Raw genomic sequence first — 15,694 nt, forward strand, 5'->3', positions numbered from 1 at the left:
CCGCCCTCCACCGCAGCCCGGCTGGCGCTGGCACCCCGTGGTGCCGGTCGAGGTCTCTCCCCGTCGATGTGAGCCCCGTCGGTCCCGCGGGCTTGCCGGTTCTCAGCCGGAGGCGAGGGCCGCGAGCCGGTCGCCGACGTCGGTCGTGCGGACCGGCCCCTGGGGGGCGCGGGTCGAGAGGTCGAAGGCGACGGCGGCGTTGACCTTCTTCGCCTGGTCGCTGCGGCCGAGGTGCTCCAGCAGCAGTCCCACGGACAGCACCGTGGCGGTCGGGTCGGCGATGCCCTGCCCGGCGATGTCGGGCGCGCTGCCGTGCACCGGCTCGAACATGCTCGGGTTGCGACGGCTGACGTCGAGGTTGCCGCTGGCCGCGAGCCCGATTCCACCGGTGACGGCGCCCGCGAGGTCGGTGATGATGTCGCCGAACAGGTTGTCGGTGACGATCACGTCGAACCTGCTCGGGTCGTTGACCAGGTGGATCATCGTGGCGTCGATGTGCTGGTAGGCCACCGACACGTCAGGGTGCTCCAGCGACACCTCCTCGACGATGCGCGACCACAGCCGCCCGGAGAACGTCAGCACGTTCGTCTTGTGGACGAGCGTGAGGTGCTTGCGGGGACGGCGCTCGGCGCGGCCGAACGCGTCGCGCACCACGCGCTCCACGCCGAAGGCCGTGTTGACGCTGACCTCGGTGGCGATCTCGTGCGGGGTGTCCTTGCGGAGCAGGCCGCCGGTGCCCGCGTACGGACCCTCGGTGCCCTCGCGGACCACCACCATGTCGATCTCGGCGTTGCCCGAGAGCGGGCCGCGGACACCCGGGTACAGCCGGGCCGGCCGCAGGTTGACGTGGTGGTCCAGCTCGAAGCGAAGGCGCAGCAGCAGCCCGCGCTCCAGGATCCCGCTGGGCACCGACGGGTCACCGACCGCGCCGAGCAGGATCGCGTCGTGCTGCTGGAGCTCCGTCAGGACCGACTCCGGGAGGAGCTCACCGGTGGAGTGCCAGCGCGCGGCGCCGAGGTCGTACTCCGTGGTCTCCGCGCCCGGGGAGACCTCGTTGAGGACCTTCAGCGCCTCGTCGATGACCTCCGGCCCGATGCCGTCGCCGGGTATGACCGCAAGGCGCATGCCTCTCGTCCTCTCTTGCCACTCTTCAACCACGACCCGAACGAGCCGCGCCGAACGCTACCGGCTGCCACAGCGCCGTCCGTTCGCCCGTCACCCGATCGTGGTCGCCCTGTCGGGTGAAACCCGGGCTTACGGGCGGCAGCGATGGGCCGTGGCCGGACACGACAGGCCCCGAGTGGTGCATTGTGCCCGCCGGGCGCGCCCCGACGGCACGCGGGTGGCCCACCCCGCGCGTCGACACCAGGTGGCGCGCGAGTCGGCACGACGAGCCGTGTGGGCGCGCGATGGGTGGTCGGTGGTACGTGGAGTACCCGGATCACGCGCCGCTGCGTGTCGACCCGTGGGGCGGGGTTCGCCGACTCGCGTGCCCGGACGTGTCGACTCGAGGTGCGGGCGTGCCGACTCGCGATGGGGGACGGCGGCTCGCCTGGGGCTCGCGGGCGGGCGGAGGTCGGTGTGGTTCGAGGGCTCGTCGGGCGGGCGGGGCGGTGGCCGTGATCACCGGGTGTGGGCGAGACCGGCCAGATCTGGCGCCCCCCGGTCCAAAGTGGCGACCACGGTCGGGGCGCTCCCTGCTCGGCCGGTCACCACGGGGCCGAGCCGGAGCGGGAGGTCGCCCCGCCACGGCCGTACGAAGATCACCGCATGTGGCAGGACCGGCGGGACCCGGCGCCGACCGCGCACACGTGGTGATCATGGCCGCCGGGCCGGCCGTTGCCGTCCGGCGCCGGGGTGGTCGTCTACTCGGCGGAGGGTGGTGGCTCCGTGGTGGTGGGCCGCGCGGTGGGTGGGGCCCCTGCCGGATCCCCCGCCGGCGCCACCGCCGACGACGGCCGCCCTCCCCCGGACGACAGCGGCGGCGTCGGCGGTGACGTGGGCGGTGACGTCGGCGGGAGCGGGGACGAGGACGCGGGCCGGGACGGGGCCGCGGGCGGGACGGGCACCGTCCCTCCCGGGCTCGCGCCGCCCTCGGGGGTCGACGTCACACCGAGGGTCGGGAGGAGGGGTGGCGGGCCGCCGAGGACGCTGACCCGCTTCCCCGTCCCGTTCTGCCCGAGCAGCACGAGGAGGGGCGTGGTGGCGGCACCGGGGACCGTCAGCGTCGTGCCGTCGTCGGCCGGCAGCAGCAGCGTCGACGGGTCCGCGCCTGCGGCGGGCGTGACGAGCGGCGCCATCGGGTCGAACGGGGCCGAGACCGCCGTCGTGTCGACCAGGCCCTTCCGACCGCCGGGCGGCCCGTACTCGCCGTGCACCACCACGCGCACGTGCAGCGGCGCCGACGCCGCGGAGGGGTCGATCCGCAGCGCGGCCAGGTGCACCGGCAACACCCACGCATTGGTGTCGAAGACGTTGGTGTCGGTGGCGCCGTCGAAGCCGTTGACGGGCTCGATGTCGACCGTGCGCTCGGGCAGCGCGTGAAGGTCGACCGTGCGGGCCACGAGGTCGTCGGTGTCGGGGATCGTGACGAGCGTCGTGGAGAAGTCGGCCCGGCCGTCGCCGTCGGTGTCGATCTGGGCCTCGGGCAGCGTCAGCGAGCCGACGTTGTAGAGGTCGGCCCATGTCGCGACGGCGATCCCGAGCATCGCGGCGCCCGGACTTCCGGCGGCCCGCGCCGCCGCGACGGTGGACGTGAGCCCCACCTCGCGCACGTCGCCGCCGCGACCGGTGGCGTTCGCGACGCATCCCGACACGGCCGTCGCCGACAGGCAGACGGGCAGCTCGGGGCTGGTGGTCGCGAGCGCGAACACCCCCACACGGGAGCGGTAGGCCTCGCGTCCGGTGCCCTGGTCCACGCCGGTGCCGTGCAGCGTCACGGCGTCACCGGCGAGGGTGGCGGTCAGCGCCGACACCGGCTTGGGCGACGCCGACACCGGCACGCGCACGGGCGCGCGGTGCCCGTCGTCGGGGGTGAGGATGACGCGGCCGGACGCGTCGGCGAGGTAGTCGCGGGCCTGGCCCTCCTGCTCGATCGCGAGCGTCGGGTCGGCGGTGCGGCGCAGCGCCGTGGGGTCGTCGATGCGCAGGGTGACCTCGACGGTCGCGTCGCGGCCCGGCATCGCCGTCACCTCCGACGGCGTCACGTCGATGCTCACGCCCGGCATCCGTGTCACGGGCTCGTAGGCGACCGCGAGCCGGGCCGGCATCAGCGCGGAGCTGCGCACACGGATCCGCTGCCGGGCCTCGTACGGCTGCCCGGGCGGCACCTCGACCGTCCCGAACGTGACGCTCACGGCGCCGGGCTGGTCGGCGTTGCCCGCGAGGACGGACGTGGCCAGCGCCGCCGCGGCGTCGATCCGCCCGGCACCGACGCGCATCGGCGCGAGCCGCAGACCGGTGTGGTTCTCGCCGGTCCAGACGCCGGGGTCGGCGGTGTTCATGATCGCCGTCTTGACCTCGGCGGGCGTCCAGCCGGGGTGCCCCTCGAGCAGCAGCGCGGCGACGCCGGCCACGAACGGGCTCGCCATCGACGTCCCCGACTCGCTGACGCGGTCGTTGCCCGACCCCGACTCGGCCGACGTGATCGACTCCCCCGGGGCCGCGACGTCGGGCTTCACGGTGGGACCGCGCATACCGCGGGAGCTGAAGTCGCTGATGCTGTCCTCGATCGAGGACACGCTGACCTGCTGGGTCTTCCGCAACGCACCCGCCAGCCGCACGCGGGCCTCCCCCACGTGCGGGCGCAGCGCGGCCGTCGCGGGAGCCGTCAGCCGGACGACGGGGATGCCGGCGTCGCCCTCGATCTCTCCTGCGCCGAAGTCGGTCATCGCGGACGTGAGCAGCACGCCGACCGCCCCGGCCGCGAGCGCGTTGTCGGCACGGGTGGCCGACCCGCACGCCCGTTTCGCGGGGTCGTCGTCCCACTCCAGCCAGACGACGGCGCCACGCACCCGGGGCGCGTCGGCGCCCTCGTAGGGGTCACAGCCCTCGGCGTCGGTCGCGGCGGGCGCGACCACCGGACCGGAGACGTCGAGCGTGGCGTAGCCGCCGTAGGCCTGGCTGTACTGCCCGGCCAGCGCTCCCACCAGCGACGACGGTGCCTGCACCTCGACGCCGTCGAGCAGCGTGCCGGCGTCGCGGACACTCGCCACGCCGATCGCGTCGGGGCTGTTGCCGGGCGAGCCGCCCGCGTCGTAGACGTCGCCGCCGTTGCCCGCCGCGGCCACCACGAGCACGCCGTTGGCGGTGAGGACGTGGACGAAGTCGTTCACCGGGTCGTCGACGGCGCCGAAGGACGAGCCGAGCGAGAGGTTGACGACGTCGAGGCGGTCGGAGAAGTCGCCGTCGTCGTTCGGGTCGAGGGCCCGGTCGAGGCCGAGCGGCGTGAGCGCCGTCGAGCCGGAGCAGCCGAACACCCGGATCGCGTAGAGCGAGGCTCCGGGGGCCGCGCCGGGCCCGATGCGCATGCGGTCCAGCGCAGCGGGCGTGAGCCGGGAGTAGTCACCGCGGAACGTCGCGCCGTCGGCCGTGACGCCATAGCCCGCCGCTATGCCGGCGACGTGGGAGCCGTGGCCCTCGCAGTCGATCGGGTTCGCGTCCGGCACCGGGACGGTGCGGGCGGGGTCCGTCGAGTCGGCGTCGTAGTCGTCGCCTGCGAGGTCGACGCCGCCGACCTTCGCCGTCGGGAACGTCGCGGGGTCCACGCGCGTCGGGTTCACCGCCTTGTACGCCGCGGCCGTGCCGGACCCGCCGAAGTCGGCGTGGGTGTAGTCGATGCCGGTGTCGATGACGCCGATGCGGACGCCGGTGCCGAGACGCCCGGTCTGCTGCCAGGCCTGCGCCACACGGCCGAGCTGGTCGCCGCTCGCGTCCGAGATCCGCGCCGGCGTGATACGACGGACCGACTTCACGCCCGGCCGCGACGCGAGCGCCCGCATGGTCTGCGGGGTGGCCTCGAGCGCGACGCCGGCGATCGCGTTGCTCGTCCGGAAGATCTCGCTCGTGCCCTCGGCGCCGCGGAAGGCTGCGAGGAGCGAGTCGGTGGTCTCGGTGATGAGGGCCCGCGCCGCCCTGGCCGCGCCCTGGGCGAGCGCCGCGCCCTGGCCGCGCCGGACGTCGTACTCCTGCAGCGCGGAGGGCTGGTCGAACTCGACGAACACCGGCGACGGCGGCCCGTCGGCGGCGGGTTGCGCGGCTGCGGGGACGGCCAGGCCGACGATGGTGATCACCGCCAGCCCGACCGCCGCGATCACCGTGCGCCACCGGCACTGCGCTGACGAGCGCCGCGCGTTCGCTACGCACAGTGCCACCGTTCACCCCCTCCGCGCGCCGACGGGTCCGGCGTCGCGGAGGGAACCTAGGACGGGAGGCGGCGGGTGATCAGTTGCCGGACGGGCCGACAACCGATCAGGTGACCCAGGACCACCCGCCTATCGGGGGACTAGTCGTCGAACGAGATCAGCCGCGTGGTGCTGGCACCCACCGACGCGCCGATCGGCTCCAGCACACCCGGGTCGACCGGACGGTCCACGCGCAGCAGCATGATCGCGTCGGAGCCGTCGGTGGTCTGGCTGATCTGGGCGGCCTCGATGTTGACCGCGGCCTCGCCGAGCAGCGAGCCGACGCGGCCCATCACACCGGGACGGTCGGCGTACTCGAGGAGCACCACCTCGCCCTCGGCGCGCAGGTCGAAGTGGCGGCCGTTGACCTCGACGAGCTTCTCGACCTGCGCGCGGCCGGTCAGCGTGCCGGAGACGGTGACCGACTGGCCGTCGGGCATCGCGGCGCGCAGCTGGACGACGCTGCGGTGGTTCTCGCTCTCGGGGGCGGTGGTCAGCTCCACCGAGACGCCGCGCTCCGCGGCCAGGCTCGGCACGTTGACGAACGTGACCTGGTCCTCCACGACGTGCGTGAACACGCCGCGCAGGGCCGCGAGCTGCAGCACCGAGACGTCCTCGGAGGCGAGCTCACCGGCGACGTCGACCGTGACCGAGCTGGGCACACGGCCCGCGACGGCCTGCAGCACGATGCCGAGCTTCTGCACGAGCGGCAGCCACGGCGAGACCTCCTCGCCGACGGCCCCGCCGACCTGCACGTTCACCGCGTCCGGCACGAACTCGCCGGCCAGCGCCAGCTGCACCGACTTCGCGACGTCGGTGCCCGCGCGGTCCTGCGCCTCGTCGGTGGACGCGCCGAGGTGCGGCGTGACGACGATCTGCGGGATCTCGAACAACGGGCTGGAGGTGGTGGGCTCCTTGACGTACACGTCGACGCCCGCGCCGCCGACATGGCCGCTGCGCACGGCCTCGGCCAGCGCGTCCTCGTCGACCAGGCCACCGCGCGCGGCGTTGACGATGATCACGCCGGGCTTGGTGAGGGCGAGCTGGTCCTTGCCGATGAGGCCGAGGGTCTCGGGAGTCTTCGGCAGGTGGATGGAGATCAGCTCGGCACGGCGGAGCAGGTCCTCGAGCGACACGAGCTCGATGCCGAGCTGGGCGGCGCGGGCCGGTGCGACGTACGGGTCGTAGGCGATGAGCTCGACGCCGAACGCGGAGAGGCGCTGCGCGACGAGCTGGCCGATCTTGCCGAGGCCGACGATGCCGGCGACCTTGCCGTTGATCTCGACGCCGGTCAGCGAGCTGCGCGCCCACTTGCCCGCGCGCAGGGAGGCATCGGCGGCCGGGATGTGGCGGGCGGCGGCGAGCATCAGCGCGACGGCGTGCTCGGCGGCGGAGACGATGTTGGACGTCGGCGCGTTGACGACCATCACGCCGCGGGCGGTGGCGGCGGGGACGTCGACGTTGTCGAGGCCCACGCCGGCCCGGGCCACGACCTTGAGGCGCGTGGAGGCGGCGATGGCCTCCGCGTCGACCTGGGTGGCGGAGCGGACGAGGATGGCGTCGGCGTCGGCGATCGCGGCCAGCAGCGCAGGGCGGTCGGTGCCGTCCACGTGGCGGATCTCGACGTCGTCGCCGAGCATCTCCACCGCGGACGGCGCGAGCTTCTCGGCGAGCAGGACGACAGGGCGGGTGGCGGCGATGCTCACGGCGGCTGCAGGGCTCCTGGATAGACGGCGGTTAGATCTCTGATGGTAGTGGCGCTGATCGGGCGGGGTCCCGGCGGCGTGAGCGGGGCGATACCCGGAAACGGATCTGCGCGCCGTTTGTCGTCTTCGCACCCTCCGTGGAGGGTGCGAAGACGCAAAACGGCGCGCAGATGGGGACGTCAGGCTCAGGTGGCCTTGCTGCCCACCCAGCTCATCAGGCCGCGGAGCTTCTCCCCGACCTCCTCGATCGGGTGCGCTGCACCCTCCTGCTGGAGCTTGGTGAAGTTCGGGCGCCCGGCCTCGTCCTCGGCCACCCACTCGGCGGCGAAGCGGCCGTCCTGGATCTCGGCGAGGATCCTCTTCATCTCCTCCTTGGTCTGCGCGTTGACGATGCGCGGGCCGCGGGTGAGGTCGCCGTACTCGGCGGTGTCGGAGATGGAGAAGCGCTCGTTGGCGATGCCGCCCTCGTACATGAGGTCGACGATCAGCTTGAGCTCGTGGAGGCACTCAAAGTAGGCGATCTCCGGGGCGTAGCCGGCCTCGGTGAGCACCTCGAAACCGGTCTGGACCAGCGCCGCGGCACCGCCGCAGAGCACGGCCTGCTCGCCGAAGAGGTCGGTCTCGGTCTCCTCCTTGAACGTGGTCTCGATGACGCCCGCCCGGGCGCCGCCGATGGCCGCGGCGTAGGAGAGGGCGAGCGCCTTGGCGCCACCGGAGGGGTCCTGCTCGACGGCGATGAGGGCCGGGACGCCCTTACCGTCGACGAACTGGCGGCGCACGAGGTGGCCGGGGCCCTTCGGGGCGACCATCGCGACGTCGACGTCGGCCGGGGGCTTGATGAGGTCGTAGCGGATGTTGAAGCCGTGACCGAAGAAGATCGCGTCGCCGGACTTCAGGTTGGGGGCGATGTCGTCGGCGTAGATGAAGCGCTGCTTCGTGTCCGGCGCCAGGATCATGATCAGGTCCGCCCACGCCGAGACCTCGGCCGGGGTGCCCACCGTCAGGCCCTCGTCCTGCGCCTTCTGGCGGCTCTTCGAGCCCTCGGGCAGACCGATGCGCACGTCGACGCCGGAATCGCGCAGCGACAGCGAGTGCGCGTGACCCTGGCTGCCGTAACCGATCACGGCGACCTTGCGGCCCTGGATGATCGACAGATCGGCGTCGTCGTCGTAGTAGATGTTCACACTCATGACGGGTGGAAGGTTCCTTCCGAAGTGGGGTCGTAACAGGAGTGGGGTCGTAACAGGAGTGGGTCTAGCGGATGGTGGCGGCGGTGATCGACCGGGGACCACGGCCCACCGCGATCGTGCCGGACTGCACCATCTCGCGGATGCCGTAGGGCTCCAGGTTCTTGAGCAGCGCGGAGATCTTCTCAGCGGTGCCGGTGGCCTCGATCGTGACCGCCTCCGGGGAGACGTCCACGGCCTTCGCACGGAACAGGCCGACGATCTCCAGCACCTGGCTGCGGACGCCGGCGTCCGCCCGCACCTTGACGAGCAGCAACTCGCGCTGCACCGACGCGGCCGGCTCGAGCTCCACGATCTTGATGACGTGGACCAGCTTGTTGAGCTGCTTGGTGACCTGCTCGAGCGGGAAGTCGTCGACGGCCACGACGATCGTCATGCGCGAGACGTCGGGGTGCTCGGTGGGGCCGACGGCGAGGGACTCGATGTTGAACCCGCGCCGGGAGAACAGCCCCGAAACGCGGGCGAGCACACCGGGCTTGTCCTCCACCAGCACCGACAGGGTGTGGCGCTCGATCATGACTCGTGGTCTCCCTGTGCTGAGTCGGTCTGGGCCTCAGCGGTGGCCGCGGCGACCTCGTCGACGCCTGCGGCCAGCTCGTCGCCGTCGAACAGCGGGCGGATGTTGCGCGCCGCCATGATCTCGGAGTTGCCGGTGCCCGCCGCGACCATCGGCCACACCTGGGCGTCGGCACCGACCACGAAGTCGATGACCACCGGCTGGTCGTTGATCTCCATCGCCTGCTGGATGACGCGGTCCACGTCCGCCTTCGACTCCGCACGCAGCCCGACGCAGCCCATGGCCTCGGCGAGCAGCTTGAAGTCGGGGATGCGGTGCTTGTGCGTGCCGAGGTCGGTCTGCGAGTAGCGCCCGGAGTAGAAGAGGTTCTGCCACTGCCGCACCATGCCGAGGTTGCCGTTGTTGATGACGGCGACCTTGATCGGGATGCCCTCGATGGCGCAGGTGGCGAGCTCCTGGTTGGTCATCTGGAAGCAGCCGTCGCCGTCGATGGCCCACACCACGGCGTCGGGGCGGGCCATCTTGGCGCCCATCGCGGCGGGCACCGCGAAGCCCATCGTGCCGAGGCCGCCGGAGTTGAGCCACGAGCGCGGCTTCTCGTACTTGATGAACTGGGCGGCCCACATCTGGTGCTGCCCGACCCCCGCGACGTACACCGCGTCCGGGCCTGCGATCTGGCCGATCCGCTCGATCACGTACTCGGGCGACAGCGAGCCGTCGGCCGGCCAGTCGTAGCCCAGTGGGTAGGTCTCGCGGAGCGAGTCCAGCCGAGCCCACCACGGTGCCAGGTCGGCGCGGCCGTGCTCGGCGCGCTCGGCGGCGACGGCCTCGATCAGCTCGACGATGACCTCCTTGCAGTCGCCCACGATCGGGACGTCCGCGCGGCGGTTCTTCGAGATCTCGGCCGGGTCGATGTCGGCGTGGACGATCTGGGCGTGCGGCGCGAAGCTCGACAGCACGCCGGTGACGCGGTCGTCGAAGCGTGAGCCGAGCGCCACCAGCAGGTCGGCCTCCTGCATCGCGGCCACCGCGGTGACGGTGCCGTGCATGCCGGGCATGCCGACGTGCTGCGGGTGGCTGTCGGGGAACGCACCGCGCGCCATCAGCGTGGTGACGACCGGGATGCCGGTGGACTCGGCGAGCTCCAGCAGCTCGGCCGACGCCGACGCCTTGAGCACGCCGCCCCCGACGTAGAGCACCGGCTGCTTGGCGGCGCAGATGAGCTTGGCGGCCTCGCGGATCTGCTTGCCGTGCGGCCGGGTCGTCGGCCGGTAGCCGGGCAGCTTCATCTCGGCGGGCCAGGTGAAGGTCGTCTGCTCCTGCAGGACGTCCTTCGGGATGTCCACCAGGACCGGCCCCGGACGCCCGGTGCTCGCCAGGTGGAATGCCTCGGTGATCGCCCGCGGGATGTCCTTCGCGTCGGTCACCAGCATGTTGTGCTTGGTGATCGGCATCGTGATGCCGGTGATGTCGGCTTCCTGGAAGGCGTCCGTGCCGATCAGCGGGCGGGATTGCTGCCCGGTGATCGCGACGATCGGGATCGAGTCCATGTGGGCGTCGGCGATGGGGGTGACGAGGTTCGTCGCACCCGGGCCGGACGTGGCCATGCAGACGCCGACCTTGCCTGTGGCCTGCGCGTACCCGGTGGCCGCGTGGCCGCCGCCCTGCTCGTGGCGGACGAGGACGTGCCGCACGCGCGTGGAGTCCAGCAGCGGGTCGTAGGCCGGGAGGATGGTGCCGCCGGGGATGCCGAACACCACCTCGCAGCCGACCTCCTCCAGCGAGCGCACGAGCGACTGCGCGCCGGTCATCGGCACGGCGTCGAAGCGGGGGCCGTCGGCGCGGGGTCCCGCCGGGGCGGCCTGCTGGGCAGCACGTCCGGGCGGCGGTGCCGGGCGCGGCCCTGCGGGACGGGGCGTTGCGGTGGTCATCTGCGATCTGCCTCGCTGTGTTGCGTGACTATCAAGGTCAGGGCATGAAAAAACCCTCGACCGCCGAACGGCAGTACGAGGGTGGCGCGTCGACGACCGAATGCTCGATCAGGCGTGGACGCGCCTGCGAAGTACGAGCATCCGGGAGAACGACATGCGAGGACGGTAGCCGCCGCTGCGTCGGACCGTCAACCCAGTGGGACGCAAGTACCAGAACGTGGGACGCGGAACCGCGGACGTGCCTCGTGCCCCATCTCGTGGACGGACGCGTCGCCGTCTCCCGGGTCGGGGTCGCCGCCACCTCTACGCGACGGTGGTGCTCGGCGGGCTCGTCCTGTTCGGCGCGGGGCCGGCGCCGGTCGTCGCCGCGTGGAGCTGACCGGACGGCCCCAGCCGCCGGACATGACTCAGCCGCCGGACATGACCAGCATCGCGTCGACGAACTCCTGGCCGGGAGCCTCGAACGCCGGGCCCGTCTGCAGCCCCGCCGCCGTCCCGTAGAGCCGGTCGAGGCCCCGGTCGACCGGCAGCCCGTGGGTGCTCAGCAGCGTCGTGATGCCCCGGCGCCGCAGGTCGGCGACGCCCGCCTGCCAGCGGTCGGGAGCCACGTCGTGCATCCACGGGCTGTTCGCCGAAGCGAACACGGCGACGCCGGCGTCGTACTCCGCCGCCGGCACGTCCTCGCTGCTCGCGGCCAGGTCGACCGAGCCGGGCAGGAAGGCCCCGAGGCAGTCGGAGCTGAAGCACATGCCCCGGCGCTGCGCGTGGAAGGCGAGCGTGCCCGGGCTGTCGTACAGCGGCGGGCGGAAGACGTCGAGCACGTCGTCGCCGATCTCCAGGCGGTCGCCGGGCTTGACCAGCCGGAGCCGGTCGAGCGGCAGCGGCCCGTCCTCGCCGATCTTGGCCATGCTGACGAAGTGGGTGACGACGGTGGCCTGCGGGGCCTCGTCCAGGATCGCGCGCAGGCTTCCGGTGTGGTCGCGGTCATCGTGGGTGACGACGATCCAGCGGAGGTCGGCCGGGTCGACGAGGTTCCACAGCGCGGCGCGGAACCCCTCGGTGTCCGGTGACATCCCGGTGTCGACGAGCGTCGGCTCGGAGCCGAGCAGGCAGTAGGCGTTGACGGGCAGCACCATCCCGCCCGGCCCCGGCAGGGCCTCGGACAGGGCGACGGTGTCGGCGGCGACGCGGCTCGTGGTGATCGTCCGACTCTCCTCAGAACGGGACTTCGCAGTCGAGCAGGCCCTCGCCGGGGATCCGGCGGGAGATCGTGCGACAGAACTCGACGGCGTCGAGCTCGAGGACGGGACCCCCGGCCCCGTGCGACCAGGCGCCACCGGCCGGGCCGGTGAGCGTGAGCGCGTAGGGGCGGCCGTGCCGCTGCGCCCACTCGGCGACGACGTCGGCCACCAGGACACCGTCGTGCTCCGGGGTGAGCACCACCGGGCGGCCGACCGCCTGAGCGGTGTCGACGCGGTGCATCCAGGTGTCGCGGGTCAGGACCGTGTCGAAGACGAACCCGAACGCCCAGCGTTCGCCGATTCCGTTGTACGTCTGGATGACCGGCATCGGCAGCCACCCCATCTGCACCGATCGGCGGCGGCGCCCGCGTGCGGCTCGCGGGACGAGGGCGGCATAGCGGTCCATGATCTGCCGCGGGGTCAGCGCCGCACGTTCCTCGACCTGGGCCGAGGTGAGCGCGTCGATGAACTTCCCGCCCTTTCGGGCGGCGCCGGCGTTCTGCCGTGCGTACTCCCGCATCGAGCAGACCATCTCGGCCATCCCCAGGTTGTGGGTGGCCATCGCACGCACGTCCCAGCCGGGGCACTCGGTGGGCCGGGACCAGTCGCCCGCGTCGAGGGAGCGCAACTGGTCGAGGTAGCGCGCGTACTCGTCGGCGGCGAGGCGCATGGCGGTGGCGCGGTCGAGGACAGACCGTCGGATCCCCGTCGCGGACGGCGCTGCGGTGGTGGTCATGTCGGTTCCTCCGGAAGTCCGATGGCGTCGGCGTACATGTCGCTCGCGCGGTCGACGAGCCGGGCCCAACGCGTGCCTCCGGGGTCGTTGGCCCACTGCTGGTCGACCAGGCCGCTGACGACCGCTGTGTAGAGATCCAGGTCGGCGGGATCGGCCACCCCGACGCCCGCGAAGAGCTCCGTCATCCGCTCGTAGACCCGGACCGCCGGGCGGTAGTTCTCCTCGCTGGGGGTGAAGTCCGGGACGGTGCGGATGTTCATCAGCTGGTGGCGTGCGAGGTCGGACGTCGCGAACTCGAAGAACGTGCGGCACATCAGGCGGACCAGTGCCCGCGGTGACGACGGCGGCACCACTGCGCCCATCACCTGTTCGAACTCGGCCCAGGCCTCACCGAACATCGCGTCGTAGATCGCGTGCTTGGAGTCGAAGTGGGAGTACAGCGACGGCGCGCGCATGCCGACGCGCTCGGCCACCTGCCGCAGCGTCAGCGCGGCGACGCCGTGCTCGCGGGCGACCGCCCACGCGGAGGCGAGGATCTCCCGGCGGGCTCCCTCACGCCGTTTGCCCTGCCAACTGACCGTAGTTTTTCCTAACACGATTAGGGAGTGTGACACGGCGCACATCAGGGGTCAAGTGCGACGATGGCGCGGTGACCTCTCTCCCCGAGGACGCCGCCCCCAGCGCCGTCTTCCGCACGTCCCCCCTCGCCGTCCTCGGCGCGGTGGCCATCGCCTTCTGCTTCACGCCGGTGGCGTTCGCGGCACCGTTCCTGTGGCTGCTCTACCTGGTGCCGATCGCGATGGCGGTGTGGGTGCTGCGCGTGCGCACCACCGTCGACGGCGAGGCGCTGACCGTTCGGAGGATCATCGGCGGGCGGCGCGTACCGTGGTCGGAGATCAGCTCGCTGCGACTCGGCTCGTCCAAGGGATCTGGGCACCGGATCAGCGCGATGCTGAGCGACGGTGCCGAGCTACCGCTCCCCGCCGTCGGAGTTCGTGACCTGCCCCAGCTCGCCGCCGTCAGCGGTGGCAGGCTGCCCGACCCGGCCGGAGAAGCCTGATGCCCGCCCTGCGTTCCCGCGTCACCACCCATGGTCGCAACGCCGCCGGAGCGCGTTCGCTCTGGCGCGCCACCGGCATGACCGACAGCGACTTCGGCAAGCCGATCGTCGCCATCGCCAACTCCTACACCCAGTTCGTGCCCGGCCACGTGCACCTCAAGGACATGGGCGAGCTCGTCGCGGGCGCCATCCGCGAGGCCGGCGGCGTCGCCAAGGAGTTCCACACCATCGCCGTCGACGACGGCATCGCGATGGGCCACGGCGGGATGCTCTACTCGCTGCCCAGCCGCGAGGTCATCGCCGACGCGGTCGAGTACATGGTCAACGGCCACGCCGCCGACGCACTGGTCTGCATCTCCAACTGCGACAAGATCACGCCCGGCATGCTCAACGCCGCCATGCGCCTCAACATCCCCACCGTGTTCGTCTCCGGCGGTCCGATGGAGGCCGGCAAGGCCGTGGTCGTCGGTGGGGTGGCACAGGCGCCCACCGACCTCATCACCGCGATCTCCGCGTCGGCGTCCCCGCAGGTGGACGACGAAGGGCTCGATGTCGTCGAGCGCTCCGCGTGCCCCACGTGCGGCTCGTGCTCCGGGATGTTCACCGCCAACTCGATGAACTGCCTCACCGAGGCCCTCGGACTCGCCCTGCCCGGCAACGGCTCCACGCTGGCCACGCACGCCGCCCGCCGGGAGCTGTTCCTGCAGGCCGGGCGCACCGTCATGGACCTGGCCACCCGCTGGTACCGCGACGACGACGCGTCCGCGCTGCCCCGCAACATCGCCACCCGTGACGCCTTCGAGAACGCCATGGCGCTCGACGTCGCGATGGGCGGCTCCACCAACACGGTGCTGCACATCCTCGCCGCCGCGCAGGAGGGCGAGATCGACTTCGACCTCGCCGCCATCGACGCCGTGTCGCGCCGCGTGCCGTGCCTGTCGAAGGTGGCGCCCAACTCCGACTTCCACATGGAGGACGTCCACCGCGCCGGTGGCATCCCCGCCATCCTCGGCGAGCTGTGGCGCGCCGGGCTGCTGCACACCGACGTCCACACCGTGCACTCCCCGTCGATGGAGGCGTGGCTCTCGGAGTGGGACGTCCGCGCGGAGTCGCCGTCGGAGACGGCCGTGGAGCTGTTCCACGCCGCCCCCGGCGGGGTGCGCACCACGCAGGCCTTCTCCACGGAGAACCGCTGGTCCTCGCTCGACACCGACGCCGCGTCCGGCTGCATCCGCGACAAGGAGCACGCCTACACCGCGGAGGGCGGCCTCGCGGTGCTGCGCGGCAACATCGCCCCCGACGGCGCCGTGATCAAGACCGCCGGCATCGACGAGGAGCTGTGGAACTTCTCCGGCCCCGCCCGCGTGGTGGAGAGCCAGGAGGAGGCCGTGTCGCTCGTGCTCACCAAGCAGGTGCAGCCCGGCGACGTGATCGTCATCCGCTACGAGGGCCCGTCCGGCGGGCCGGGGATGCAGGAGATGCTGCACCCCACCGCGTTCCTCAAGGGCGCGGGCCTTGGCAAGGTCTGCGCGCTCATCACCGACGGCCGCTTCTCCGGCGGCACCAGCGGCATCTCGGTCGGGCACATCTCCCCCGAGGCCGCGGCCGGTGGCGTGATCGGCCTGATCGAGGACGGCGACACGATCCTCATCGACGTCAGGACCCGCACGCTCGAGGTGCAGGTGCCTGAGGACGTGCTCGCCGAGCGTCGCCAGAAGATGGACGCCGGCGAGCGCCCGTGGCAGCCGAAGGACCGCGAGCGCCCCGTCTCCAAGGCCCTGCGCGCGTACGCGGCCCTGGCCACGAGCGCGCACACGGGAGCGGTCCGCCGGGTCCCCTGAGCCCGAGGGGGCG

11 protein-coding genes are annotated in these 15,694 nt (G+C 72.5%); 2 read left to right on the forward strand and 9 right to left on the reverse strand.

What is annotated here, in order from left to right:
- Positions 1-102: 102 nt before the first annotated feature.
- The 9 genes from JWR81_RS10310 to JWR81_RS10350 form a co-directional block, all read right to left on the reverse strand.
- The gene (locus JWR81_RS10310; protein WP_297649880.1) at positions 103-1,125 is read right to left on the reverse strand and encodes a 3-isopropylmalate dehydrogenase; all 1,023 of its coding nucleotides are present in this window, start codon (positions 1,123-1,125) and stop codon (positions 103-105) included.
- Positions 1,126-1,865: 740 nt separating this feature from the next.
- Positions 1,866-5,315 carry a S8 family serine peptidase gene (locus JWR81_RS10315; protein WP_297649882.1) on the reverse strand — a complete coding sequence of 1,150 codons (3,450 nt, stop codon included), beginning with the start codon at positions 5,313-5,315 and terminating at the stop codon, positions 1,866-1,868.
- Between the two features lie 188 nt (positions 5,316-5,503).
- Entirely contained in the window at positions 5,504-7,108 is a 1,605-nt protein-coding gene (gene serA, locus JWR81_RS10320) for a phosphoglycerate dehydrogenase (RefSeq protein WP_297649885.1), read from the reverse strand.
- Positions 7,109-7,293: 185 nt separating this feature from the next.
- Positions 7,294-8,298, reverse strand: coding sequence for a ketol-acid reductoisomerase (gene ilvC, locus JWR81_RS10325; RefSeq protein ID WP_297649887.1), 1,005 nt, complete (start codon positions 8,296-8,298; stop codon positions 7,294-7,296).
- Between the two features lie 64 nt (positions 8,299-8,362).
- Complete coding sequence (gene ilvN / locus JWR81_RS10330) at positions 8,363-8,869, reverse strand: acetolactate synthase small subunit (protein WP_297649956.1); 507 nt, start codon at positions 8,867-8,869, stop codon at positions 8,363-8,365.
- Positions 8,869-10,803, reverse strand: a complete 1,935-nt coding sequence (locus JWR81_RS10335) for an acetolactate synthase large subunit (RefSeq protein WP_297649889.1) — start codon at positions 10,801-10,803, stop codon at positions 8,869-8,871. Before JWR81_RS10335 ends, ilvN begins: the two co-directional genes overlap by 1 nt.
- A 407-nt stretch (positions 10,804-11,210) precedes the next feature.
- Positions 11,211-11,939: an MBL fold metallo-hydrolase gene (locus JWR81_RS10340; RefSeq protein WP_297649891.1), complete on the reverse strand. Its 729-nt coding sequence runs from the start codon at positions 11,937-11,939 to the stop codon at positions 11,211-11,213.
- A 79-nt stretch (positions 11,940-12,018) separates the two neighbouring features.
- Entirely contained in the window at positions 12,019-12,780 is a 762-nt protein-coding gene (locus JWR81_RS10345) for a maleylpyruvate isomerase family mycothiol-dependent enzyme (protein ID WP_297649893.1), read from the reverse strand.
- Positions 12,777-13,376, reverse strand: coding sequence for a TetR/AcrR family transcriptional regulator (locus JWR81_RS10350; protein ID WP_297649895.1), 600 nt, complete (start codon positions 13,374-13,376; stop codon positions 12,777-12,779). The genes JWR81_RS10345 and JWR81_RS10350 overlap by 4 nt, the downstream gene beginning before the upstream one ends.
- A 53-nt stretch (positions 13,377-13,429) precedes the next feature.
- Here JWR81_RS10350 and JWR81_RS10355 point away from each other — a divergent pair, with 53 nt between their 5' ends.
- A complete protein-coding gene (locus tag JWR81_RS10355; protein WP_297649897.1) occupies positions 13,430-13,840 on the forward strand; it encodes a PH domain-containing protein in 411 nt (136 codons plus the stop codon).
- Positions 13,840-15,681, forward strand: coding sequence for a dihydroxy-acid dehydratase (ilvD, locus tag JWR81_RS10360; RefSeq protein WP_297649899.1), 1,842 nt, complete (start codon positions 13,840-13,842; stop codon positions 15,679-15,681). Before JWR81_RS10355 ends, ilvD begins: the two co-directional genes overlap by 1 nt.
- Positions 15,682-15,694: the final 13 nt, after the last annotated feature.

It is taken from the genome of Pseudonocardia sp. (assembly GCF_025965585.1).
In the GTDB taxonomy this organism is placed as follows: Bacteria; Actinomycetota; Actinomycetes; order Mycobacteriales; family Pseudonocardiaceae; genus Pseudonocardia.